Genomic DNA, 26,216 nt, shown 5'->3' with positions numbered 1-26,216 from the left:
TAAAGTATAAGCGTAGTGCATCTTTTTTTAACAGACACAGGAGAAGTCTCATGGTCACCGATACGCAAACGGACAGTCCTGCTCTTTCTCTCGGCGTTTTTGACATGCACATGCACCCTACCCTCAAAAGTTTTATGCTGGGCAAAAAGTTTTGGAAGCGCCACCGGCCTCGAGCCGGTTTCTTTCCCTTAACCATGCGTACCGATGCCCACGCCTTGCGCGCCGGTGAGGTGAAAGCCTTTTTCTCCACCATCTACATGGTGGAACAAGACTTCAAAAAAGATGTGTGGCCCCTGCAGCTGCTGCGCTGGTTCATGCCGCGCTTGAATCATATTTTCCGCACCGCCCCCGACGCCCTGGTTTTCGAATGCCTGAAACATCAAGAAACCATGATAAAACGGGCAAATGCCAACGGGGAACCACATTTTGAAACAGCTTTGTCCTTTTCTGAAATGAAGCGGATCACAGCGGAAGGAAAAATCGCTGTCCTGCGCTCTGTGGAAGGGGCTCATCATTTAAATGGCAAGATTGAAAATGTGGATGCTTTCTTCGAAGAGGGTATCTGTCATATGATCATCCCCCATCTCTATCCCAATGAGGCGTGCAAGAATGTGGATGCCTTCCCCGATCTGACCCTATTGCGAAAAATAGGATGCTTTCGTCAGAAAATCGATTTGGAAAGCGGGCTGACCGACTTCGGCTGTGAACTGGTGGACCGCATGCTGGATTTGGGGATGGTCGTAGACATGTGTCACGCTACCCCTAAGTGCCGCGCCGAAATTCTTGAGCGGGCGAAGCGCCATGCCATCCGGCGCCCCATCGTTATGTCCCATGTCGGCGTTCATGCACTGGCGCCCTACCCCATGAATCCGACGCCCAAAGAAATCCATGACATTGCCGATTCCGGCGGGGTCGTCGGCATCATCGCTATGGGACATTGGTTAGAGAAACCGGAACCGCGCAAAGGGATCGAGTCCATACTGCGGACTGTGGATCATTTAATCGAATTTGGCGGGGATGATGTGGTGGCTTTCGGATCGGATTTCGACGGATTCACGGCGCCGCCCAAAGATTTTAAATCCCCGAGAGACTATGGGGAATTGCGCACTTTATTGTGTGTGCGCTATGGAAGAGAGCGAGCAGCCAAATTTCTCAATGGCAACATTGAACGTGTGCTGCAATTAGGATGGGGCAAACAATAACGCTGACTTGCGTTTAGACATACAGCTCCCCCTGCCGCCGCATAAGCATCTCATGATCCATAGACCAAAGAGAAGCCTGCTAAGCGTATTATTCGCTCATACCAAAACGGCGTATCTGATCCGAACAACAGCAATCAGTTAACGCTCTGGTTTTCCTCAAAGGGCGCGATGGCAGACACAGGAACAGTCACAAAAGAAAAGGCATCGCCAAAAGAACGGGGCAACTCTAAGAGCGCTTCTGCGTCACCGTTACCGCCGGCATTATTGTAATTGACTACCACGGCGATATCGCCTTCACGCAGTCCTTCTTCCGGGAAGCTCTGTGTCAACACAACTTCTTTAAACAAATCGGGTTTCATAGTACCAACCTTTTCATAAAAAAATAAAACAATATGAAGACAAATAAAAACACCAACAATCTATATCGAAAAGAGTATACCACAATTAAATGCTAAAGCGACTTAAATTCACACTAAATTTTTTAGTGGTGGCTGACTTTTTGTTGTAAGAGGAGAATTGCGATCGAATTCATAGATTAAACATAAAACATTAATCTCTTCCTGACATAATAACCATTATTTATAGCCGCAACCTAAAAATAAGCAGAGGCTGCACCGAGGATACGGCTGTTTTTTATTCCGGCTCTTGTATCGCTCCCTGTCTTTTTTCTACACTAATTAAAGATTGGGATAAAAGGACACGCTTGTAATCGTGTCGCTATCTGTTCCCGGCAAAAGTCTTTGTATTTCCTTCATGTTCAAAATACTGTCATATTCACTTCAGATAGGACAATAGATCAATACTTCCATGAATTTCGGATTTTTAAAATTCAAAGCGGCTTATATGGAACGCCTTTGGGGCGGCACGCAATTAAGCGGCTATCTGAATACAGCGCTGTCCGGCGATCAGCCTATTGGTGAGGCGTGGTTGATTGCAGATCATGAGGTTCATTGCAGCGTCGTCAGTGAAGGCCCCTTCACAGGACACACGTTGCGGCAGCTCATCGCCTTGGATGGCGTCGGGCTTCTCGGCAACGCCGGTAAGAACACCCCGGGAAATTCTTTTCCGCTCCTACTCAAACTCATCGATGCGGACGCCGATCTATCCGTACAAGTACATCCCGATGACACGTTAGCATCGTGCTTGGAAGGGCTCGACAACGGAAAGACCGAGATGTGGTATGTCCTCGGCTCGAAAAAAGACAGCCGTCTTTTGCTGGGATTACAGCCGGACGTTGATCAAGAGTCTTTCGAAAGAGCGGCGCACGCGGGCGGTGACCTAAGCAGCATGATGCAATCTGTTCCTGCACAAATAGGCGCGTTCTTTTTTGTTCCTGCCGGTGTCGTACATGCTATCGGCGCCGGTATCATGGTGGCGGAAATACAACAAAACAGTGATATCACCTACCGCCTCTATGATTATAATCGGGTTGAAAAAGGAGGAGAACGGCGAACTCTCCATCTTGATAAAGCGTTGCAATCTCTCCAATACGATCAATCTTCCATGGCAGATTCCGCCCCTTCCTTAGCGATTGAAAGCGAGGATGCTGTTCGGGAATACCTTTGCGCCTGTCCCTATTTTGCGGCGGAAAAAGTGCAGACCAAGGGTCAGCGCGTGTATTGTGGGGACTCACAAAGTTTTCATATCGTCCTCGCCACGGAAGAGCCCTTACTCTTGATCAGTGAGGAGAGTCGGTGCACGCTGCAGCGCGGAGAAGCGGCGCTCGTCCCGGCATCGCTCAAGGAATGGTCTGTTCAAACGACAGGCACCTATCTTGACTATTATGTCCCTCGTCTTTTAGAAGATGTGGTCATGCCTTTAAGACTTCAAGGCTATAGGGATGAGCAGATCGAATCCCTTGCCGGCATGGCGGGATCCCGCGCTATTTTCGATCGAAACAATAGGACGTCTATTTCATCATAAGTACAAGGAGGACCTCAGACCAAGGCCCGTAAAAAGAAAAGGATAGCCGGTTATGACTACGATTCTGATTGCTGTCGCGTCTTTCTTTGGGTTTATTGTCGCCTACCACAGCTATGGCCGCTGGCTGGCTCGGAAAATATTTTCTTTAAACCCCGTCACCCCCACCCCCTCCCACACGCTTGCCGACGGCAAAGATTATGTGGCGACCAAACCGGCAGTTTTGTTTGGCCACCACTTTTCATCCATCGCCGGTACCGGCCCCATTGTAGGGCCTGCCATCGCTGTTCTATGGGGCTGGCTGCCTGCCTTGCTCTGGGTTGTATTCGGTTCTATTTTTGTGGGGGCTGTTCATGACTTCGGAACCTTAGTCGTGTCTATCCGTCACCGGGGTCAGTCTATTGGCGATGTTTCCGGCAAGATGGTGAGCAAACGGTGCCGCTTATTATTTTTGAGTATCCTCTTTTTTACGCTGACCCTGGTGGTAGCTGTTTTTGGATTGGTCATTGCCACCTTATTTTCCATCTACCCGGAATCGGTGTTTTCCGTTTGGTTTGCCATGCCCCTCGCCGTAGTGATTGGTCTATTAATTTATAAAACGAAGCTTCCTTTGGCGATCCCTTCCATCATCGCCCTTTTCCTCTTATATTTTACCGTGTATCTGGGCGTTTACCATTTACCGCTGTCACTCCCCTTCCCGCTTTTTCCGGGAGAAGGTGCATCCTTAATGGAATCGCTTCATTCGTCGGTGGGCTTCTGGACCGTATTCATTCTCCTCTATTGTTTTATCGCCAGCGTACTGCCTGTGTGGCTGTTGCTGCAGCCGCGCGACTATATCAGCGCCCTGCAGCTATACGTGGCTCTTGGCGCGCTGATGGCAGGCTTGTTTGTCGCCGCGCCGCCTATTGTCACGAAAGTAGTGGGCAGTGCCGGCGCCGGTGCCCCGCCCATCATGCCCTTCTTATTCATTACTATTGCTTGCGGCGCCGTGTCCGGTTTCCATTCCGTCGTCTCTTCGGGCACCTCCTCCAAACAAATCGATCGGGAATCCGACGCGCATTTTATAGGTTACGGTTCCATGTTGGTGGAGGCGATGCTCGCCATTTTGGTCATCTTCAGCTGTGTTGCCGGTATTGGCATGTTGGTGAAAGTGGACGGTGAAACGCTCACCGGATCAGCGGCCTTCCTCCATTACTATGGCGTCGGCTGGGACAAGATGAGCCTTGCCCAAACCATCGCTGTATTTGTGCAGGGCGCCGGCAATTTAATCGCGTCGCTCGGCATTCCCCGCGAACTTGCCTGCGGTGTGGTTGCTGTCATGATTGCCGGTTTTGCCATGACTTCCATTGATACCTCAACCCGGCTCAACCGCTACGTTATTCAAGAAATCGGCAGCGCCGTAAATGTGAAAGCCTTAGGCAATAAATATGTTGCCACCTTGGTCGCTGTTGGGACAGCCGCCGTGCTCGCCTTTATGCCCGGTCCCCAAGGCCCCGGCTCGGGCGGGTTGCTGTTATGGCCCCTATTCGGCGCGACCAATCAATTGTTGGCGGGACTCGCCCTCATGGTGGTTATTTTCTATTTGCGTTGGGTAAAGAAACCCGTATTTTTTGCAGTGTTGCCCCTTATACTCATGCTGGTCATGCCGGCATGGGCGATTGTACTTCAACTAGCCGACTTTTGGGCAAAGCAGAATTATCTTTTGGTCGGCTTCAGTATTGCTATTTTGCTCCTGCAAATCTGGATGCTTATTGAGGCGGTCATCGCGTGGCGCACTGTCCCGCAGCGTGCCGCCGCGGAAGCACAAAGCATGGATGCCGCCGCTTCATCAGCCGACAGGGTAAGCGCCTAAGACGACAGGATCAGGCGTAGCATCGAATTTCGTAGAGCCGCGCCTCAGGCACGCCGTTGGTCGCCGTAATCTCTAAACGCAGCGCGTCGGTGTGTATTGGAGTAAAACGATGCCTGCGCAGCCGTTCATAATTGCCTGTAATCTCCACCACAGGCTGCCAGCTGTCCTTTGCCGAGTCGCGATAGAGCACTTTATAATCGCGCACCGTTTCCGGCTGCGGGCCCCGTACCTGATCTTTTTGCACACTGCTTTGTTCCGACAGGGACAGCTCCCGGTAGAAATCCGTATCAAAGCATAATTGCACTTCAGAAATTTCTTGCTTATTCGTCCAATGCAATTCGATCCACGCGCCCTCATCCGTCATGGGTCCAAACCAACGATGATCGCACTCACCCGGTGTATCGCGCACTTCACCACTAAGAATATTAGCGGCTTTGCTTCCTTCCGATTCGCCTGAAGCGCGCACTTCCGAAGCCTTCCGAGCCAAATCATGGGGATCTTCATTCTTCATATTTTTGATGGTCTGATCATCACGCAGCAGTTGTTGTTGATACGCTTTCAGCAATGCCTTATCGTCATAGAGGCCCTGAGGCAGAATGTCTTTTTTCGTGCAGACTGCGGCGGCTGTGCCTATGGCTTGACCTTCCACAGCGCAGGTGCCCATGACCCGAGTGGAAGTCATCGCAACGTGGGAGGCACTGATATTGCGGCCTGCCATGAACAAGTTCGGCACATTAACCGAATACAAGGCGCGCAGGGGTATGTTATACACTTCCGTTAAATTCGTCGAATCTGACGGTTTGCGGTCTGAATCATAAAAGCCTCCGGGGGTATGATTGTCGAAGGGCCAGCCGCCAATGGCAACGGCATCTTCAAAGTCGCCGTTTTTCGATTCGAGATCGGCTTGTGTAAGAATATGCGGACCGATGAGGCGGCGGCTCGCCCGTTTGCCGGGAATCATGCCCACCCAGTCCATGCCCCACGTAGCGCTGTCCGGATGTTCACCGGAATTCTTGATGTAATCCCAGACTCCCATCAAAATGGACAGCAATTCAAAACGAATCTTTTCGTTGTCTTTAATGGCGTCCAAATTGCCGCCCCATTCGATCCACCAATAGCCGTACTCCCAAGAACGTATGCGTCGCAGGCGCAGCTGTTCTTTGGTTATTTTTTGTGCCCACTTCGGCGGCGTAAAAGGAATGGGATAGCCGTAATCTTTGGCGGTGAAGAGGATACTGCTGCCCATGGTTTCCGGCCCGGCTGTGAGCGGGGCAAGTGATTCTTGGTATTGATCTTGCGCTTCGTGTCCCGTTCGAAAAACTGCGCCTGCCTCAAGTCCCAAGCGACAATCACCGGTGCAATCGGCATAAAGGGCTGCACGGATGCGGTAAATACATTCGGTCAAATCATTGCGCGCCCAGACCCGGTGAATGCGGTCGTCTTCCATTTCAACGGCATAGACAGAGCTATCCAAAAGCAGCGTAATATTAGGTTCAGACACGACTTTGTCGTAGAGCATGAAATCCCACAGCTCCCAAGACCAGTGGTGATTGCGCACGGCATCTTCAATCCGCAATTCTTCTAATAAGCCGCCCTCCCGCCAACCGGGATGTCCTTTGTGATGGTTCGCGCCTACAATGTGCATGCGCACTTCGCTGCTGGCGTTACCGCCCAACCGGGAGCGGTTTTGTACTAATACAACCTTCGCACCATGACGGGCAGCGGCCAACGCTGCGCAGACGCCGGCCATACCGCCGCCTGCAACCAGAAAATCACAGGCCAAGTCGACGGTGGTCATATTCGCTTCTTCCGAGGGCGCCGTGGCTGTGGTGAGAACATCAAAATCCGGTTTTACAAATTCGGTCTCCTCTGCGTGCACTTTGGGCAGGAACACGGCAAGGGAATAGGTCGACAGGGCTCCCACACTGCCCAGCGACTTCATAAAATCACGACGATTACGAGGGGTCTCTTTGGTCATGGATAGGTTCTTTCTTCAAATAATGTAGTGCTCTCAAGCAACAAAAAGACTGGGGTTAACACAACGCATCCGAAGTACTATATATCATGAATTAGAAAGGAACGCAAATTTAATCATGAAGGAAATGAAAATAAAGCTGTCTTTTGTCGGGCTTAGCTGTCGGTTTTGCCAGACTCTCGGAACACGGTCGATAGAAAACGTTCTAACGGAGGGGGTGTTCTTTTTTCCTTCGCTTCAAGATTTGTGATTTGACTTGCAACATGAACCGAGCTTAAGGCACACTACCAGCAGTTTTTTCTTGCCTCTGTCCGATAAAAATGTTTGTCAAACCCATGTCATTCACTTTGTACGAGGTGTCCTTTGAAATCCCCTTATCTTGTCAGCCTCTGCCATGGCGGTATGATTTGTGTCGCCATTGTAATCAATCTTTATCCACTCTACCTGACTATCTTCGGTGTTGATTTCGGCGGATTGAATGAGGAGCAATTGGGCCGTATCCCGGCGCTGATGTTTGCCGGTATTATTTTCGGCATCGTAGTGACCGGTCCCTTGGCTGATCGGTTCGGTGTACGCTTGTTTGCCGTCGCCGGAATGGCGGTCAGCGCGGTGGGTCTGGTGCTGGTTGCCTTGGCGCAACGCTATGAAACCTTGCTGCTGGCGGGTATCGTCTCGGGAAGCGGCGCCGGTATCCTCGATATGTCGATGGGCCCCCTCGTTGCCGCCGTCAATACTCATCGTCGTACTGCCGCCTTGAATCGGCTCCACGCGTATTTTTGTATCGGCGGCATTTTGACGGTACTGGCTGTGTCCGGCGGTCTCCATACGGGACTGTCTTGGCGTTTTATGGCGGGCACCCTCGCCATCTTTCCCTTGCTGCTGCTCGTTGCTTTCGCCGTGGTTCCACTGCCCGCGCTGATCCATCCGCAACAAAGCAGGGAGGGCTTACGGGTATTGTTGCGTCGGCCCCGCTTCCTGCTCGCCCTTACGCTGATGGCTTTGGCGGGAGCTACAGAAACAGGGATGATGCAATGGCTTCCCGCCTATGCGGAACTGGAGCTGGGATACAGCAAATTCGTCGGTGCTTTTGCGCTCATCCTCTTTTCTTTAGGTATGGCGGGAGGCCGTCTCTTGACCAGTTATCGATTGAGCCATCTGCGCGCCTCAACGTTATTGATCATTTCAGGAATTGTGAGCGCTGTGCTGCTCTTGTGCGCAGGTCCTTTCTCCACGCCCGCCGTCGCCTTGACAGCTTGTGTATTGACCGGATTCGGCTGCAGCGTATTATGGCCGACCTGCATCAGCGACGGGGCGAATCTCTTCCCCTTGGGCGGCGCCTCTCTTTTTGCCGTATTGACCGCCGCAGGTAATATAGGCAGCCTTGCCATGCCGTGGATCATCGGCACTGTTGCCAACGCAAGTACTCTTTCCATTGGCGTTGTAAGTGCCACGGGCGCGCCCGTGTTCCTCACGCTTTTAGTGCTCGCCGCGGTTGCTGTGGAAAAGCGTCAGCGTCATCACTGCTGACCGTGATGCTGATACCCGTCCTTGTTGTTGATTTAGGGCAGCGTTACGCTCATAGCGGCAGGTCGGCACAATTAAGATCACGGGCTGCTTTGACTTCATCCAAGCGCCCTACCGGCAGATGCTGCGGCGCTTTGTGCAGCGCCTCCGGGTCGGTCTCTGCGAGCGCCACAATTTCACGTATCGCCTCACAGAAAGCGTCAAGAGTCTCTCGGGATTCGGTCTCTGTCGGTTCAATCATGAGACATTCTTTTACGGTGAGCGGGAAATAGACGGTCGGCGCATGGAAGCCCCGATCCAGCAAGGCTTTCGCCATGTCCAGCGCACGCACGCCTTTATCGGTTGTCAGCTTTTCAGCCGTGAGCAAACATTCGTGCATACACAGACCTTCATAGGCGGCGGGCAAGGTTTCACGAAGCCGTGCCAATACATAGTTCGCGTTGAGTACGGCATAGGCGCTTACACGCTTTAATCCCTCTGTGCCGAGTCCGCGTATATAGGCATAGGCGCGGAGCCCTACGAGAAAACTTCCGAAAAAGGGCGTGATCTTGCCAATGCTCTTTTCCGGCGACCGCAAAGAGAAACAAGAATCTTCTTTGACAACGCGCGGTCCGGGCAGGTACGGGCGCAATTTCTCGCCTACAGCAATAGCACCTGAACCGGGCCCGCCCATGCCGTGGGGGGTTCCAAAGGTTTTGTGCAGGTTATAATGCATCACATCAAAGCCCATCTCTCCGGGCCGGCAGCGTCCGACAATGGCGTTGAGATTAGCGCCGTCATAATACATAAGGGCGCCCGCTTCATGGGCGAGGGCGGCGACACGCGCCACATCCGGTTCAAAGACGCCGTGCGTATTGGGACAGGTAAGCATAACTCCCGCCACGTGGGGCCCGAGCAAGGCTTTGAAGGCATCCAAATCGACGACGCCATCTTTGTTGGAAGGTAAGGTCTCGACTTTAAATCCTGCAATGGCAGCACTGGCGGGATTGGTTCCATGTGCGGAGTCAGGAATCAATATAGTATCTCGGCCTGTGTCTCCGCGGTCGCGATGATAGGCAGCGATGAGCAACACACCGGTCAATTCTCCGTGCGCGCCCGCCATGGGCTGCAAAGACCCGGCGCTCATACCGCCAATTTCTGCCAACAACTGTTCAAGCTCGTAGACAAGTTCCAGCGCGCCCTGACAACTTTTTAAGTAGACTTCAAAAGAGCCCTGCTGAGGGTGAACATTAGAAAATCCCGGCAATGCGCCGACTACTTCGGCGATCTTCGGATTGTATTTCATGGTACACGAGCCCAAAGGATAGAACTGAGAATCTACGCCAAAATTCTTTTGGGACAAACGGGTGAAGTGGCGGATCACATCGAGTTCACTCATTTCGGGCAGGGCAAGAGGGGTGTCTCGGCGCAAGGACTCGGGCAGCACCGCTTCAGGCACATCAAGGGTGTCGGGAAGTACGGCAAAACGGCCGGCAACGGAAGCTTCAAAAATAGTTTTAGACATGGGTACAGACCTCCCGCAATTCTTTCACGAAATAATCCAATTCTTCACGACTGCGTTTTTCGGTGACGGCGATGAGCAGATCCTCGGCTTCACCCCGCCCCAATTCGGCGAGGGGCAAGCCGGCGAGGAAGCCGCGCTTCGCCATGGCAGCACATACTTGTTCGGCAGGAAGGGGCAGGCGCACCGCAAATTCATTAAAGGTGGCTCCCTTATTAAGCAGACTTAGAAAATCGAGCTGCCCTTTCAGATATTCGCTTTTAGAGAAACAGCTCTTTGCGGTCTCTTCAAGGCCGCGCTTGCCCAGCAAACATAAATGGATCAAGGCACGCAAGGCGCACAAAGCTTGGTTAGAACAAATATTTGAGAGTGCTTTTTCTCGGCGGATATGTTGTTCGCGCGCCTGCAAGGTCAACACATAGCCTCGTCTGCCCTCCGTGTCGGTGGTTGCTGCAGCAATTCTTCCGGGCATCTTTCGGATATGTTTTTTCTTTGCCGCTAAAATGCCCAAATAGGGGCCGCCAAAGCCCAAGGGCAAACCCAGGCTCTGTCCTTCTGCAACGACGATATCGGCTCCCATGGCGCCGGGCGTCTTCACGATGCCCAAGGATATGGGGTTTACCGCCATAACGAGTAACGCGCCCTTTTCATGGCATTGATCGGCGTGTTCGGTGAAGTCATGGATATCTCCCAAGAATGCCGGATTCTGGGCTACGACACAAGCAGTCTCTGCGTCGGCATGCTCTCCATCAACAAGCTGTATGGGTGAGCCCGCGAGATGGGTTTCCAGCATTTGACGCCATACGGGGTGGAGCGACGGATGAATAAGGGCTTTGCGTCGGCCCGTCACACGGCACGCCATAGACACAGCTTCAAACACGGCGGTGCCCCCGTCATAGAGCGAGGCATTGGCGCATTCCATATCCGTCAATCTGCAAATAACGGATTGATATTCATAGATCGCCTGCAGTGTTCCTTGCGCACACTCGGGCTGGTAGGGCGTGTACGCCGTATAGAATTCGCTGCGCGCTGCGAGTGCATCCACGGCCGCGGGGATATAATGATCATAATAACCGCCGCCTAAAAAGGATAGGTATTGCGTGCAATTCTTTTCTGCCATCCTCTCGAGGTGACGGCGCAACCCAAATTCACTGAGTCCCTCGGGCAGGCTCCATTCTTTTAAACGGAGCGCCTCAGGGATTATTTCAAAAAATCCCTCGATGGACGCGGCACCGGCGATACGGAGCATGTCCTGTTCGTCGGCAGAAGTAACCGGAATCCAGTCCATGATAATACCTCAACTTTTACCGGTATACCGGCAGGGCTGATTGAAGATGAAGACTTGCTCCTGTGAAGAAAGGGAAGGATAGGCTTCATCTCTTTTGGGAATATATAACACTAACGGTCTAAAGGGCGTGTCTGCAACAGCCCTTTTGCACATAGTCATGAGAGGGGTGGCAAAAAGACGGCACGGACAGAGCGACGACTATTCCACCGTCTTCATATAGCCGCGATAAGAGCGCGCATCCATGAGTTCGTTGTATTCTTCTTCCGATACATCTTTGAGTTTGAGAATCCAACCTTTACCGTAAGGATCACGGTTGATGAGATCCGGCTCCATCTCCAGGGCATCATTGACTTCAGCGACGACGCCGGAGACGGGTGCAAAGATATCACTTGCCGCTTTGACCGATTCGATGACTGCAGCATCTTCGCCCACTTCCAAATGGCGTCCCACTTCGGGCAATTCTACAAAGGTGATTTCGCCTAATTCTTCTACCGCATATTCAGTGATACCGATCACATATAATCCACGTTGTTCGACAATCCACTCATGTTCTTCGGTGTATCTCAGTGTATCCGGATTCATTTGTTCATTCTCCACAATGCTTAAGGTTTTTGGATTTCAATACGATTACGTCCCGTCCCCTCTTTGTAGAGAGGCGCTGTTTCCACCACTAAAGGTAAAGATCGAGGGCCCGCTTCGAGCTCCAATCCTGTACTGACCATGGCGATGGGAATATAGCCCAAGCCAATGCCACAACTTAGACTGGGCGCGAAAGTGCCGCTGGTAACTTCGCCGACGCTTTGTCCATTCAGACGCAACTCAAAACCGTGACGAGGCGCGCGGCGGTCATTGCTGCGCAGCGGAACCATGACCTTGTAGTCCTGTTGGTTCCGTTGTTTTTCCAAAATCTCTTTGCCGGGAAAAGAGGTATCCCAAGCAATAAAGCGATCCAGACCCGCCTCGAGAGGCGTACGTGTTTCGTTCAGATCTTGACCGCTCAGAGCATAGCCCATTTCCATGCGCAGCGTATCCCGTGCGCCCAAGCCGCAAGGAAGCACTTCAGGCTGCTGCCGCAACAGATTCCACAGCGACAACGCCTCAGCCTTGGGCACAAATATTTCATAGCCCAGCTCACCGGTATAGCCGGCGCGGGTGACAATCATCTCAACACCTTTCCAAAGGAAAGTGCCGCCTGCCCAAAAGGACATGCGCTCGACACCTTCAAAACCAACGGCAGCCATCACTTGCGGTGCCATAGGCCCCTGCACATCGATTTTCGCGGTGCTGTCTGAGACATTTTCAACGCCGGACACGAAAGCGGCGAGATGCTTGCCCACCCGCTCTAAGGTACCTGCGTTGGTGACCACGAAAAGCGTTTCCTCGTCCAGTCTCAGCGCGACGCCGTCATCAATGATTCCTCCCGCCTCGTTAAGCAACGCCGTATAGCGGCATCTTCCCAAGGCGAGCTTCGTCATGTCGCCGATCACTAGGTCGCTGAACTTTTGTATATTTTCGGCGCCGCGTATGAGGAATTCGCCCATGTGAGAGCAGTCAAAAATACCTGCTTGTTCGCGGACGTGACGGTGTTCCTCCATGATTCCACGGAACTGCACAGGCAGTGCCCATCCGTAGAAATCGACGACCTTTCCCCCATCCTGTTCGTATGCTTCGTGTAAAGGCGTGTATAACATGGCGCACCTTTTTATGTGTGTTTTACTTGAGTTTCGCGTGTCATACGCCCAGGCGATCGGCCAGACTTATGCCTGCCGCTCCACCGTGGTTAAGTCCACGCCTCTACTCGCCAGTCACGACAGGTTATCACTCCATATGATGACATATCGCGCCTAAAAAAGCAAGTTCTTTCCCGGCAATAGGTCTTGTCCGGTATCGAATAAAAGAGCGCGGCGACAGGCGCTCCATAGCCTGCATTGGGGATCAATCATCTGAATAAGTACGGCTTTTATAAAAATAGTATGGACATCATTTCGTGTTGCTGCAGCCTCGTCTACTCAATAATTTATCCCTTGTAGATCACGATTATTTTGTGTGGTTATGATAGAATGTTTTGCATAAGGCACGAACAAGCGAAAGGATACTTGCATGAGTCATTCTGAAGAACACGGGCATTCCCATTCTCACCATTGTTCCGGTTGCTGCGGCACGAGAGCGCCTGAATTCAGCCGACGCCAATTCATTGCCGGCACGGGAGCCGCCGCCTTGGGAGGGGCACTGCTGCACCATTTGGGCGGCAGCACCGCCTTTGCCGATACCTTACCGCGGCGCGTCTTAAAACAGGACAAGGCACTGCGTAAACAACAGGTTTTAGCCTATGCCATCGCCAGCTATCAGGATGCTACCTCTTGGCGCGGCTGGGGCGGACTCATTACAGAATCCCATGTGGAAGCTGAACGTGTTAAAATACGAAGTGAACTTGATGCCATGACGGCAAAAGCCGATTTCCTGCTGGAAATGCTGCCGTTGAAATCCGCCTCTTCTGTGGAAGAAGCGCGGACGATCGCCGCCGAAGATCATGATGGTGTTCTCATTTTCGGTGCCGGCGGCAGTACCGGTTTAATGTTAGCACTGGCCGATCCCAACAAATATAATCTCATGTTTGTCCGCCATAACAGCGGCCCAGCCTACTTGTGGTTTGAAATTGTCCATCCGCGCTTTTTTAGGCGGGAAACGGACGCGCCTCAGGGTACCGGCGGCATGGATTACGGGGATGTTGTGGTCGACGACTACGACGAAGTACTGTGGCGCTTGCGGGCGCTGCACGGACTCAAGAATATCCGTGGCAAACGTGTGGTCGCCATTGGTGCCGCCATCGGCTGGGACAAGGGCCGCGGGAGCGAGGCGCCGAAACGGGCACAAGAATTGTGGGGCTTGGAATATGCAGAGATTCCTTACGATGAGATGGGTCAACGGATACAAGCCGCCCGCGCCAACGCTGCCCTCGTGAAGCAATGCAACGATTTAGCTCGGGAATACTTGCAACAACCGGGCATCACACTGCTCCCCCGTCAGCAGCAGCTCACCACAGCGGAACTGATCGCCGGAGCAGGCTCACCGGATACGCTGGCAGAAATGTACACCTTTGCGGAAAAAGCCTTTCTGCTGACCGAAGTATTCCGTGATCTTATGGAAGAGAATGAGACGGACGCCATCACGGTAAGCGAATGTATGGGCACGATCATCACCATGTCCGAGACTACCGCCTGCCTTAGCCTGACCTTGATCAACGATGAAGGGGGGCTTGCCTTTTGCGAATCCGATTTCGCTGTGATTCCCTCGGGCATCCTGCTCCATTATATTAGCGGCAAACCCGTCTTCTTATGCAACCCGACCTTCCCCCACAACAACACCATTACGGTCGCCCATTGCACGGCTCCGCGAAAAATGGACGGCGTAAATCTGGAGAGCATGCACGTGCGCACCCACTTCGAATCCGATTACGGTGTCGCACCTAAAGTAGCTTTCAGAACCGGTCAAAATATGACCATGCTCGCTCCTGATTTCGCCAGCGAGCGGTGGCTCGGCTATGAGGCAACGGTACTGGATAATCCGGAACTTGATATCTGTACCAGCCAAATAAATTTACGCATCAACGGCGACGGCAACCGACTGCTTCAGGAAAAACGCGGTTTCCATTGCATGTCTTGTTATGGAAATTATTTGCAAGAAGTGGGATATGCTTTGAACAAAGCGAAGGTAGGCTGGCTGAACATCTCCGCATAGAAAAAGCCTGTTCAAAATCATTGTCCGCCGGGGACGTTCCGTGTTCCCCGTCTATGCGTACTTTGACGCCTGCCTTCAATCTACCTGAACATTTTGATATGCGGGAAGCAGATATAGAGTAAACCTCCCAAGCTTTTCCTGAGTCTCATAGCAGAGATTGTAAAACATCGTGAAGGGCATAGCTAAGAGGGCAGCGAAAGGAAAGAGCAGTGCGTAGATTCTTAAAATGGGCGGTTGTACTGTGCGTCGGCATCTTTTTCCTACTTTGGGCGGTCGTTGCTGTCAGCAGTGTCACGCAGACAGTTCGCCAACGGCTTACAGACTTTGAAGATCCCGACTACTTGGAAGGGCATCCCCTTGCTGCGGTTACGATCAGCGCTTCCGACGGGATCAAACTCTCCGCATGGTATATTGCCGGTTCAGAGGATCGGGCTGTCATCCTCTTGGCGGGTATTAACAGCAACCGTAACGCGTGCCGCTCCCATGCCGTTTTTTACCTTGAACAGGGTTTTAGTGTACTCATGCCCGACCTGCGCGGCTCGGGCAAAAGCAATGAGGGCAAAGTGACGGTAGGTTGGCAGGAACGTAAAGATGTAATCGCCTGTTACGAATTTCTTAAAGAACGAGGATACACACACATTGGCGCTGACGGCATTTCGCTGGGCGCGGCAGCCATCAGTTTCGCCCTGCCTGACTTGCCGGATCTTTCTTTTGTCGTTCTCGAATCCAGTTATGACACTTTTAAAAATGCGGTGCGCAATCGCCTTGCCATGTATCATACACCCCATTTTATTGCCTATCCTTTTTATCTGCTCTTCGCGGTAATCGCTAATTCGCCGCCTTGGCGTATGCGGCCGGTTGACTTTGTCGGCATGACCACAACGCCCACGCTCATCCTCGCAGGAGACTCGGAAAAGGAAATTCCCGTGCAAGAGACGCAGTCAATTTTTGACGCTTGCTCAGCACCTTTAAAACGGCTTCATTTTTTCAAGGGCGCCGGGCACTGGATGTTCTTGTGGAAATACCCCGAGGAATACAAAGAAGTGGTGCTGGATTTTCTAGATGAAGTTTTCCACACAGACGCCGCTCCCGCGACGCAAGAAAGCCTTGAAGAAGCCGCGTGAAGGAATAGAATAGCCTTGTTTTTTTCAAAAGACTTGCCCTATTCGTTTGTGTCGAAACGAACGGTGCAGCCCGGCAAGGTAGTGCTATGGGGCGAGAGGTTGCGGCCCGGATAAATGGCGGTGTTTACACCTGTATGCACATGATCCCCAATGATTGCGCCCAACTTGACTCTCCCTGTATCAATCAATTCATCGCGAACGAGACAGCGTATAGGCGCGCCGTCGTGGCGCACATTGGCAATATTCGTTCCACAGCCAAGATTGGTATGGGCACCGATAATACTGTCACCCACATAATTTTGGTGGGATGCGAAGACATGATCGAAGAGGATGGACGCCTTAATCTCACAAGCCTGCCCGATATGACAACCGTCGCCTATGGTTGTATGGGGGCGTATCCAAGCGTTCGGGCCGATGGTGCATTCTTCGCCGATGTAGACCGGTCCCTCAATAACCACGCCGGAACGCACTTGGGTCCCTCTGCCGATATGAACATTGCCTATGATTTCGGCGCGAGGACTCAGCGTTCCCTGCTGCTGCGGGCTCAGGAAATGATCAAGCCAATAATGGTTTGCTTCCAGTAAATGCCACGCGTAGCCAATGGTCAGATAATAGCCTTGGGAAAGAACCACGTGTAAGGCATTGTCTTCTATCATCATCTTGAGCGCGTCGGTCACTTCGATTTCGCCGCGGGGGGAAGGCTCTATTTTTTCGATATGGCGGAAGACATCAGTCCCGAAAGAGTAGGCGCCGAGATTGGCGAGCCGCGTTCGCGGTTTCTCCGGCTTCTCTTCCAAGGATAGGGCGCGATTCTGCTCGTCAATCTCAAAAATGCCGAAGCGTTCCGGTTGATCCACTTCCCGAACCAATACCTGACCGGGTCGGCTAGCGAGCCGTTTCAAATCTTCAGGATCATAAAGGTCATCTCCATTCAGGACGATAAAGGGACCGTTGACCGCCGGCTCTGCTTGTTGGACTGCGTGACCGGTACCGTGCTGTTCGGTTTGCTCCACATAGCGCAAGCGTATATTGTGGAAGCTTTCGCCAAAGCGATTGTGGATCATGTCGCCCAAGTATCCGGTGATAAGGATCACCTCATCTACGATACCCTCCAAGGAGGTTAATTGATGCGCCATGAGCGGCGTATTCATGACAGGAAGGAGCGGTTTCGGCCGGGTCAGCGTAAGCGGCCATGTTCGTGTCGATTTTCCCGCTGCCATAATCACTGCCTGCATTGTAATTCCTTTCCATGCTTAGGGCTTTACATTCAATTCTTCACAGTTCGTATCGTTGCCCGCCCTGGTCTTTTTTTTCCCTTAGATATAATCCGCCATGGTGGTGGAGAATCGCCTGAAGAGCCAACTGCCTGTGAGGATGGCGGCGACAGCACAAAGAAGGGGCCACAGGATCAACGCCGTTTCCGGAAAGCGCTGCTCAAACAGTATCTGTCTATAGCCGGTCAAGAGCCCTGTCATGGGATTTGCCATGTATAGGGTTTTGATCCACTGGGGCAATGGCGCGGAACGCACCAGTTCAAGGGGATAGAATACGGGAGTACCGTAAAAAAACAAGAGCAGTAATACATTGACGAGATTGCCCACATCCCGATAATGGACATGAAAACAGGCAAGGAACAAAGCGAGCCCAAGAGTTAATATGAATTGGATTGCAAAAAGGGGAAGGACGTAAAGAATAGTGAATCCAAGATTGCCGCCCATGATCAGGTGGGCTATGATGAGCATGATAAAACCCAACCCCAGTTGCACCAAGGGCATACAACAAGCAGATATGGGTATGACCTCACGGGCAAAGCGCACCTTCTTGATGAGGTTTCCATTGGTCACTACCGAGGTAGTGGCGGAAGTCAAGGAGAGGGAAAAATATTGCCAGAAAATCAGACCGCAAAGGAGCACAACGGCATAAGGCGGACCGGCACTTCCGGCGTCGGAAGCAATGCGCTGACCGAAGACAAAAGAGAAGACAAAACTCAGGATGAGCGTGAAGGCGAGAGGCTCAATGATTGCCCACAAAAAACCCATAACAGCGTAGCGATAGCGCACGCGCAAATCTTTCCAAACCAATGATATCAACAGTTCTCTGGCGCGGATCAGATCGCGGGGTAAACGGAGAAAACTGCCTTCGCAGCGGCTGTCATATACAGGGGTATGCATCATGGGCGCTATAATATCATAAGGCTGTAAAGACGGTAAAACAGCAGGAGCAGCGGCTTTAGCGAGGATCCAAGGACAAGGACTCGGGCAGCGCTTCACCGTGGGCGATACAATCGGGCGCCTCCGCTTCTTCCGTCGACACGGGGAAATCATCTTCTGCGTAGACCTCCGCCGCCATACGCAACGGCGTAAACAGAGCGAGAACACCTTCATGAAGCCGCCGTGTCAACACTTTTCGGTCTGTATCGAAAAGAGCTTCCTCGCCGAAACGGATTGTCGCCGTGGCGCCGGGATGCTTTAGGAATCGGTACTGATGAACGTAAAAAGGGATGGGCCGCCACCAACTGACGAGTTCGCCTTCCACGGGCATGGGGTCAGCACAATGATAACTGAGTGCGGCATAATGGACAGGGATATTCAGGTCGATAGCCGATTGGAGGAGCGGTGACTTAAAGGCTTCAACGGTCATACCGCAGGACACGGCTCCTTCCGGAAAGATAGCGATGCCGTCCCCTTCTTCAATGGTTTTGATAATCAAAGAATTGACGCGGACTGTGTCCCGTTTTAAGGCGCGATTAATGAAAATGATGTAGAGCGATTTGGCGATAAAGCCAAATACGGGCCAGTCAGCCACATCTTCGCGTGATACAAAGACGCAGCCCGTCTCCCGTGCCAAAACGAGCATATCGAAATAGGAGAGATGATTCATAACGAGGAAGAAGGGCGGCTTCGGTGCCTGACCCTCACAGACAATACGTATTCCCGCAATACGGGCATAGACGCGCGCCCAGTTCTTCAACAGGAAACGTCGGTAGCGTCGATCTGTCTTCGGCGATACCTTGGCAACAGGCCAAAACAACAAGCGGAAGATCAACATAATTAAGGAAAAAAGAACAAGCAAAAAAACACGGACTATGGCACGTGTATGGGAGGGCATCACTTTTTTCCTTTGGAGGGCGTAGCCGATTTTAGCGTGAGCGACAGCGGGCAGTGGTCAGAACCAAAAACATCATCACGAATGGCGGTATCTTCCACTTGATCTTGAAAGGCCGTGTTCACACAAAAATAATCGATGCGCCAGCCAATGTTTCTTTTCCGTGCGCCGGAGCGATAAGACCACCATGTGTAGCCTACCTTATCGGGATAGCGATTGCGATAGAGATCCTCATAACCGCGGGCAAGAAATTCAGTCATGGCTTCCCGCTCTTCAATATAATAGCCTGCACTGTTTTCATTTTGCTTGGGACGGGCAAGATCAATTTCGGTATGGGCAATATTGTAATCGCCGCAAAGGATCACGTTCTTCCCTTTTTGCACGAGACTATCTAAGGCCTCTCCAATACATACGCAAAAGTCGAGTTTGTAGGGCAGCCGTTTCCGTTCTTCCTGGCTGTTGGGCCAATAGGTGTTGACCAATACGTAGTCTTTGTAATGCAAAAATTGGGCGCGGCCCTCTTTGTCGAATTCGGGAACACCCAGTGTGGTTACGTTATCCGCTTCGGCTTTGGTAAAGGTTGCCGTACCGCTGTACCCGCGCTTTTCCGCAGGATTCCAATAGAAATGATAACCCTCCGTCTCCAATAAGGCGGTCGGCACTTCTTCGGGCAACAAGCGGGTCTCCTGCAAACACAGGGTGTGCGGCTGAAGGGTGTTAAACCAATCTAAAAAACCATTTTTAATTACAGCCCGCAATCCATTGACATTCCAGCAATACAGTACAGTCATTTTTTCCTTTCCCATGGTATTACATAAAACAGTTAATCCTTAAACAAAATGATACCATAAGTGAGCAGGCTAATAAACGCTGTGCCCTGACTGATTATTAGGAAGGAGACATATTTATTTTTCACAGCTTTCAAAAGTAGCCTATAATGGAGATTAGAGTGACGGCGCCGGCGGAAACCGGCTTGTCCGCATTTAAGTCTTGCACGCGCAAGGTCTAATGATCACAGTACACAAGGAATTCCGGTATGAACAAAGCAATTGGTTATATTCTTCTCGTAGTACTTGTGTTGGCTGCGGCCATTCCTCTTTACCGCTACCTGACCAAAGAGCGTGTCTATTACACCGAGATTGAGGGTATCGTGGAATTACATTCCAACAAATGGGATCATGAAACACTCAGCTTTTACTTTCAATATCCGCACTATGTGGAGCAACATTTCCTCGCCTATCCCGACACGGCCACGGGCGCGGAAACTACGGTGAATTTCGAAGACGGCTGCACCTTCGTCGGCGCGGCGCAAGTACGCCCGCAGAATATTACCCTCTACGGTAACTACATGCAGCCTACAGGCGCACTTTGGAAGTACCAACTAACCCGTTCGCTGAATTTGGGCGGTCTCGTCGGCGTATCGGGCACGGCAGAACTTACCATGCCCTTCACCATGAACAACTGCAACTATACGGTGAACATAGTTTGGGTCCGTCCTTCAGGTGTGAAGGTCTTCCTTGATGACGGTGTAAATCCCAAGACAGAACTGAAGAAACCTTTGTTGTAGGACTGCCTCTGTGAGAAAGGGCCGACGTCCTTTTCCCTGTACACGGCCTAGACTTCTTCACTATCGCTTTGGGGTACTTTGTGGAGGATGCTGTCGGTAATGTTGTGTGCCAACTCATCTTCAGCAACCAAGATTTTATTCACTTTTTCCTTGGCGAAGAGTGAAGCTTCCATATCACTTTGCGCGCGGACAATGATGTCGATATCCGCATTTAAGAGGCGTGCTGTTTCGATCATTTGCAGTGCTTTCAGGGCGTCAGGCGTGGTTATGACCAGCACAGAGGCACGCGCCACATGAGCCTGCGCCAAGACCATGGAAGAAGAGGCATCGCCGACCACGGCAAGATACCCTTGTTTGCGCAGCTGCTCGACAATTTCGCGGTCCTCTTCTGCAATCACAAACGGAACGTTGTGCTTTTTCAAGATATCGCTGATACGCTTGCCCACGCCGCCGTAACCGACCACCACCACTTGACGCATCAGATCATTGGCATTGGTAGTCATGGGCAGTGTGGTCATGGGATCATCCGGTATTTTCGGATACTTGGGCGGTGTGGGTGAGGTGAGCGATTCGGCGGCGTCATGCAAAGATTTCGCACGGCCAATCAACAGCAGGGTGTCGTAAGGCTCCACACGGGTCATGCCTCGGGGCACCACAAATTCTTCGCCTCTGCCAATGAGCAAGACCAACACATCGGCGGGCAGCAACAAATCAGCAATGACCTTGCCTGCAGCCGCCATGTTCGGCAAGATTTGGATCTCCCGAGTTTCACCCTGGGTCTGTCCGTTTCTTGCGATTTCCAGAGAATAGATGGGTTGATTTTCAATGGGCTTATCTACTTTAAAGAAGCGTGCCACCGGCATCAGAAAGGTACCCTGAACCAGGACCGAAGTCAATACGATAAAAAAGACGATATTAAAAAGCAGACCTGCTTCCTCATAGCCGGCCAGCAAGGGGAAAGTCGCCAATACAATAGGTACGGCACCGCGCAATCCGGTCCATGAAATCAACATGCGCTCTCTGCCGGAGAAGGAACTTTTGAGCATGCACAGGAGAACTGCGGCGGGTCGTGCAACAAACATGAGGAAGAGCGTCACGCAGATACCCGTCACCGCAATGCCGGACAACTTGGACGGCGTGATCAACAAGCCCAAGGCAAGGAACATCATGATTTGCATCAGCCACGCGAGCCCATCATGAAACCTTTCCACAGAACGCTTGAAAGCGAAGTCAGAACCGTTCAAGATGATGCCGCAGAGGTAGACGGCGAGGAAACCACTTCCTTTTAATTGCTCCGCCGCGCCAAAGGTGAGCAAGACCAAGCTCATGCTGAGCACGGGATAAAGCCCATCATGTTCCATTTTCATGCGGTTGAACAAAAAAACGGCAATTTTCCCCACTGCGATGCCCACGAATAAGCCGCAAAATGTGCTGAGAAAAAATTGAGGGATCAGTTGAGACCAATGAAAATTGGACAGGGTGATAGCTTGGGTTGCGCCGAGGGTTAAGAAGACCGCCATCGGATCATTACTGCCCGATTCAAACTCTAAAAGGGGCTGCAATTGCCCTTTTAAGGAAACGCCTTTGCTTCGTAAAATAGAGAAGACGGCGGCAGCGTCGGTGGAAGAAATAATGGAGCCCAGCAAGACGCTGGTCAGGAAATCCAAGCCCAGAACATAGCATGAAAAAAGAGCAACCAGCGCGGCAGTTATAAACACGCCGAAGGTTGCCAAAATGATGCTGGGCACGGCCACCGATTTAACGATGCGCCAATTGGTATCAAGTCCACCGGAAAAGAGGATATAGGCGAGGGCGAGTGTCCCCACAAAGTTGGCCGCCTGCGCATTATCGAATTGAATACGGCCCAGCCCATCTTCACCTGCCAGCATGCCTATACACAGAAATACAATGAGCGCAGGCACGCCCAAACGGTCAGACGCACGGCTGGCAAGAATACTGGTCAACACCAAGAATCCCGTGATGAGAAGTATAAGCGAAGGACTGAGCATCAATGGAGTACACCTACCAAGAAAGGACATAGACGCCCTATCTTGAAAAAGACAAGCGTGGCAAAACGTGGTAAAATAGATTCGTTGGTCCGGCGCAAGACAGCGCCCGACCTCAATTTGAATTATATAACAATATTCTACCTGAGCCTACACTGTTTTTAATAACAGCCGGCAACACAGGCTGCCTTTCCGAAATTGACTAGCTGCACTTTTTAAGTTACCATCATAGTTTGTGGATAGCGCGCTAGAGAGCCCGGGTCATGATTTCAGGCGCAGGAACATTCATTGTGTGGTTAAAACTGTGGACAACACAAATACATCAAAACAAAAGACCATTATTATCTGCTGCCGCGTGTCCAAGACAATCATGGACGCCCTGGTTCAGGAAGCAAACAATGCTTCCGTCAATCTTGTCATCGAAGAATTGAGCAACCAAAGCCTTTTGATCCGTTCCATGAAACACAAAACCATGGATTGCGTGCTCTATGAATTGGTGGGCACTAAAAAGGCGCCTAAACTGCCTGTAAAATTATGTGACGCCAGCGAACGCCACCAAATCCCACTGTTACTTTTTGCTAAACCGGAGCAGGTTCCCCACTTACGTCAGGAACTGCGTACCACTCAATATTCACATGTTCATGTGGCGAAACGAACACCGAAAACACTCTTTTCCGCATTGACCGAACTCATACACGCCCACGCGCTGCACAGCAATCCTCCGTCTGCCGGGGAACGGCTTGTGGACATGGTGGCCGCCCATGCGCGTTCGCTGCACCGATGTGAAGAAATGTATCACTTTTTGTTGAACGCCTGCAGCGATGCCGTTTTGGTGCTGAAAGTCGATGCTTCCGGTGAAAAGGGCAGCCTTGAAACTTTGAACGAAGCGGCGTCACGCTGTTTCGGCTATACCCGATATCAGAAGCGGCATATTTCTTTACGTCAATTATTTTCTTTTAGCAATACGAAAAAAGTTTCGGGATCCATCAAAAACCTTTTCAAACTGCGAAAATTCCACTTTGAGACCATGATGACCTGCCGCGACGGTATCAAGATGCCTGTGGAAGTGGTGGCGCGCGCCTTTGATCTGGACGATGAATTTTACCGGGTCATCCTACTCGTTCACCTCTTGAAAGATGAGGCGCCGAAGAAAGAAAACGATCAAAGCAATATTGGTTTTAACTCCATTGCCTCTTATACGGGACTTATCGTCTACGATGGCTTTTTGAAAACCCGGCAAATGATTGTGGAGGGGGCGACACAAGAGATTTGCGGCGATTCCCCTCAACTCGTGACGCGTCAGGGACTCAAGGGCTGGCGGGAACGGATTCTTCCCGCAGATTACCAACGAGTTATCGGCACTATCAACAACGCCATTAAGCATCTGAATAAATATGAAGTGCAATACGGCATTGTCCATAAATCGGGAGCTATCCACTATATAGAAGATCGCGGTATTGTGTTGCCCGACGAATCGGGTAAGGGCGACCGGATCTTGGGCACAATGAAAGATGTGACCCTTCGTGTTGCCTCGGAAAAACAGCGCCAACACTTGGAGAACAAAGTCCGTCATACGCAGCGCTTGGAAAGTTTAGGCGTTCTCGCCGGCGGCATTGCCCATGATTTTAACAATATGTTGGCAGGTATTATCGGGCTCACAGATCTCGCCTTGCAAGAAGTCGAGCAAGGCTCTTTTATCCATGAAGACTTGACAGAAGTCTTAGCGGCAGCCAACCGCGCCAAAGAGCTGGTGCGCCAGATTCTCGCGTTCAGCCGTCAGTCGGATCAAGAACGATCCCCCATTTATTTGCATATTATCGCTCGCAATGTACTGAAACTTTTGCGCTCCACGATTCCCGACACGATCACGGTCACAGAATCAATCGACACGAATTCCGGCATCGTCCTAGCGAATTCTTCACAACTTTATCAAGTAATCACCAATATCATTATAAATGCGGTTCAGGCCATTGGTACAGCGGTAGGGACCATCAAAATCAAGATACAGGATCGGAATTTGACCGAAAAGGATTCTCTTTCTTTTCCGGGAACCACGCCCGGTTCTTATGTGCAGCTTTCTATTGCGGATACAGGGCATGGCATGTCTGAATCCGTGCGAACACGTATTTTCGATCCTTTTTTTACGACCAGAGATCCCGGCGTAGGAACCGGTATGGGGCTTGCCATGGCACACGGTATCATTACCAATCATGGCGGCGTTATTACGGTAAAGAGCAAACTGAAATCGGGCTCCCGATTCGACGTCTTTTTGCCCCGTATCTCCGGCGTTCAAACAGAAAGCACCTCCCTTGTAGAACCTCTGAAGAACTGCTCCGCTCATATTCTTTTTGTCGATGATGATTGCACTGTCCTGCGTTTTGCGGAATCAGCGCTGCCTCGCTATGGATTCACCGTCACGACCTGTCAGGGCGCCAGTCAAGCGATGCGTCTCTTTCTACAGGATATAGACAAATTCGATCTGGTTATTTTGGACCAGATTATGCCCGGGATGACGGGAATCCAACTTGCCCAAGAAATTCATCAACACGCCCACCATTTGCCTATCATCCTTTTTACCGGTTTCTGCGACCAAGTCGAACATGATACGCTTGATAGCGTCGGCATCCGTGATCTTGTACTCAAACCGATCATTATTAAAGATCTTGTTGATGCAATCCACAAGGTTCTGAACAATTCTCGCGGTGTTGTCGATAAACCATCCAATCCATGAACCTCGCGACGGGACGTTCCCTGCAGAGCGCCCTATTTCCCTGTTTTTATAGCCTATTTTTCCGAGAAAACGGGGCAGAGCCCCTTCTTTTTGGGAAATGCTTGCAGCGGAAGCTTGAGTCTGCCTGCCCCCGTCCGGCGGGTTTCAGTTTAATTGTATAGCTGAAAAAGTGTATACTGTAGACAGGGCGCGGGACAAGAATTTCAGACAACGAAGGACTTGCTCATCTCATGATTATTGTACTCTCATCATCGAATCAAGAAAATGTTGACCATGTTGTTTCACGCGTTGAAGATCTGGGCTATCAAGCCCACGTCATTCAAGGTGTGGAACGTACGGTTGTCGCTGCCGTCGGCGATGAACGCGGAAAAGAACGGCTCACCTCTCTTGAGGCGCTTCCCTATGTGGAACAGGTGATCCGCGTTCTGAAGCCCTTTAAACTGGCGGGGCGAGAGGTTAAAAAGGAAAACACCATCATCTCCTGCGGAGACGTCAAGATTGGCGGGCCGCACTTTTGTGTGATGGCCGGTCCCTGCTCGGTCGAATCAGAAGAACAGATCCTGACCACGGCGAAAGCGGTGAAGGACGGGGGCGCCAACATCTTGCGCGGCGGTGCTTTTAAACCGCGCACGTCCCCCTATAGTTTCCAAGGTATGGAAATGGAAGGGCTCCGTATCCTGCGC

At 51.4% G+C, this 26,216-nt stretch carries 20 protein-coding genes; 9 read left to right on the top strand and 11 right to left on the bottom strand.

Annotated elements, in window-relative coordinates; all coding sequences use genetic code 11:
* Positions 1–50 precede the first annotated feature (50 nt).
* A complete protein-coding gene (locus GX117_14195) occupies positions 51–1,202 on the top strand; it encodes a hypothetical protein (protein ID NLO34482.1) in 1,152 nt (383 codons plus the stop codon).
* Positions 1,203–1,336: 134 nt separating this feature from the next.
* Here the strand turns inward: GX117_14195 and GX117_14190 are convergent, their stop codons facing one another.
* Complete coding sequence (locus GX117_14190; protein NLO34481.1) at positions 1,337–1,561, bottom strand: DUF4926 domain-containing protein; 225 nt, start codon at positions 1,559–1,561, stop codon at positions 1,337–1,339.
* Positions 1,562–2,009: 448 nt separating this feature from the next.
* Between GX117_14190 and GX117_14185 the strand changes: the two genes are divergently transcribed.
* Both GX117_14185 and GX117_14180 read left to right on the top strand, forming a co-directional pair.
* The gene (locus tag GX117_14185) at positions 2,010–3,125 is read left to right on the top strand and encodes a mannose-6-phosphate isomerase (GenBank protein ID NLO34480.1); all 1,116 of its coding nucleotides are present in this window, start codon (positions 2,010–2,012) and stop codon (positions 3,123–3,125) included.
* A 52-nt stretch (positions 3,126–3,177) separates the two neighbouring features.
* Positions 3,178–4,974 carry a carbon starvation protein A gene (locus tag GX117_14180; GenBank protein ID NLO34479.1) on the top strand — a complete coding sequence of 599 codons (1,797 nt, stop codon included), beginning with the start codon at positions 3,178–3,180 and terminating at the stop codon, positions 4,972–4,974.
* Positions 4,975–4,984: 10 nt separating this feature from the next.
* Here GX117_14180 and GX117_14175 read toward each other — a convergent pair whose 3' ends face one another.
* Positions 4,985–6,916, bottom strand: a complete 1,932-nt coding sequence (locus tag GX117_14175) for an FAD-dependent oxidoreductase (protein NLO34478.1) — start codon at positions 6,914–6,916, stop codon at positions 4,985–4,987.
* A gap of 396 nt (positions 6,917–7,312) precedes the next feature.
* On the opposite strand from GX117_14175, the gene GX117_14170 reads away from it, so the two are divergent.
* Positions 7,313–8,476: an MFS transporter gene (locus GX117_14170; GenBank protein NLO34477.1), complete on the top strand. Its 1,164-nt coding sequence runs from the start codon at positions 7,313–7,315 to the stop codon at positions 8,474–8,476.
* A gap of 49 nt (positions 8,477–8,525) precedes the next feature.
* Here GX117_14170 and GX117_14165 read toward each other — a convergent pair whose 3' ends face one another.
* The 4 genes from GX117_14165 to gcvT all read right to left on the bottom strand — a co-directional run bounded on the left by GX117_14165 (position 8,526) and on the right by gcvT (position 12,953).
* Entirely contained in the window at positions 8,526–9,977 is a 1,452-nt protein-coding gene (locus GX117_14165) for an aminomethyl-transferring glycine dehydrogenase subunit GcvPB (protein ID NLO34476.1), read from the bottom strand.
* Positions 9,970–11,262, bottom strand: a complete 1,293-nt coding sequence (locus GX117_14160) for an aminomethyl-transferring glycine dehydrogenase subunit GcvPA (protein NLO34475.1) — start codon at positions 11,260–11,262, stop codon at positions 9,970–9,972. Before GX117_14160 ends, GX117_14165 begins: the two co-directional genes overlap by 8 nt.
* 198 nt (positions 11,263–11,460) lie before the next feature.
* Positions 11,461–11,844 carry a glycine cleavage system protein GcvH gene (gcvH, locus tag GX117_14155; protein NLO34474.1) on the bottom strand — a complete coding sequence of 128 codons (384 nt, stop codon included), beginning with the start codon at positions 11,842–11,844 and terminating at the stop codon, positions 11,461–11,463.
* 20 nt (positions 11,845–11,864) lie between these two features.
* The gene (gene gcvT, locus GX117_14150) at positions 11,865–12,953 is read right to left on the bottom strand and encodes a glycine cleavage system aminomethyltransferase GcvT (protein NLO34473.1); all 1,089 of its coding nucleotides are present in this window, start codon (positions 12,951–12,953) and stop codon (positions 11,865–11,867) included.
* 409 nt (positions 12,954–13,362) lie between these two features.
* Here gcvT and GX117_14145 point away from each other — a divergent pair, with 409 nt between their 5' ends.
* Together GX117_14145 and GX117_14140 are read left to right on the top strand one after the other, a co-directional pair.
* Positions 13,363–15,000: a sugar isomerase gene (locus tag GX117_14145; protein NLO34472.1), complete on the top strand. Its 1,638-nt coding sequence runs from the start codon at positions 13,363–13,365 to the stop codon at positions 14,998–15,000.
* A 209-nt stretch (positions 15,001–15,209) separates the two neighbouring features.
* On the top strand, positions 15,210–16,124 hold the full coding sequence (locus GX117_14140; protein ID NLO34471.1) for a prolyl oligopeptidase family serine peptidase: 915 nt from the start codon (positions 15,210–15,212) through the stop codon (positions 16,122–16,124).
* 38 nt (positions 16,125–16,162) lie between these two features.
* Here GX117_14140 and GX117_14135 read toward each other — a convergent pair whose 3' ends face one another.
* The 4 genes from GX117_14135 to xth all read right to left on the bottom strand — a co-directional run bounded on the left by GX117_14135 (position 16,163) and on the right by xth (position 20,020).
* Positions 16,163–17,359, bottom strand: a complete 1,197-nt coding sequence (locus GX117_14135; GenBank protein NLO34470.1) for an NTP transferase domain-containing protein — start codon at positions 17,357–17,359, stop codon at positions 16,163–16,165.
* A gap of 81 nt (positions 17,360–17,440) precedes the next feature.
* The gene (locus tag GX117_14130; protein NLO34469.1) at positions 17,441–18,298 is read right to left on the bottom strand and encodes an ABC transporter permease; all 858 of its coding nucleotides are present in this window, start codon (positions 18,296–18,298) and stop codon (positions 17,441–17,443) included.
* Positions 18,299–18,353: 55 nt separating this feature from the next.
* Entirely contained in the window at positions 18,354–19,232 is an 879-nt protein-coding gene (locus GX117_14125; GenBank protein NLO34468.1) for a 1-acyl-sn-glycerol-3-phosphate acyltransferase, read from the bottom strand.
* Entirely contained in the window at positions 19,232–20,020 is a 789-nt protein-coding gene (gene xth, locus GX117_14120; GenBank protein NLO34467.1) for an exodeoxyribonuclease III, read from the bottom strand. Before xth ends, GX117_14125 begins: the two co-directional genes overlap by 1 nt.
* A 245-nt stretch (positions 20,021–20,265) precedes the next feature.
* On the opposite strand from xth, the gene GX117_14115 reads away from it, so the two are divergent.
* Positions 20,266–20,796 carry a hypothetical protein gene (locus tag GX117_14115; GenBank protein ID NLO34466.1) on the top strand — a complete coding sequence of 177 codons (531 nt, stop codon included), beginning with the start codon at positions 20,266–20,268 and terminating at the stop codon, positions 20,794–20,796.
* Positions 20,797–20,843: 47 nt separating this feature from the next.
* On the opposite strand, the gene GX117_14110 is transcribed toward GX117_14115, so the two are convergent.
* On the bottom strand, positions 20,844–22,805 hold the full coding sequence (locus GX117_14110) for a potassium/proton antiporter (GenBank protein ID NLO34465.1): 1,962 nt from the start codon (positions 22,803–22,805) through the stop codon (positions 20,844–20,846).
* Positions 22,806–23,094: 289 nt separating this feature from the next.
* On the opposite strand from GX117_14110, the gene GX117_14105 reads away from it, so the two are divergent.
* Both GX117_14105 and GX117_14100 read left to right on the top strand, forming a co-directional pair.
* Positions 23,095–25,533 carry a response regulator gene (locus GX117_14105; GenBank protein ID NLO34464.1) on the top strand — a complete coding sequence of 813 codons (2,439 nt, stop codon included), beginning with the start codon at positions 23,095–23,097 and terminating at the stop codon, positions 25,531–25,533.
* Between the two features lie 230 nt (positions 25,534–25,763).
* The coding region (locus tag GX117_14100; GenBank protein ID NLO34463.1) for a 3-deoxy-7-phosphoheptulonate synthase at positions 25,764–26,216 on the top strand (453 nt) is incomplete at its 3' end.

Source organism: Candidatus Hydrogenedentota bacterium, from assembly GCA_012523015.1.
Lineage (GTDB): Bacteria > Hydrogenedentota > Hydrogenedentia > Hydrogenedentales > CAITNO01 > JAAYBJ01.
Note: the sequence above shows the minus strand (reverse complement) of the source record. Positions and strands in the feature narration are given on the sequence as shown.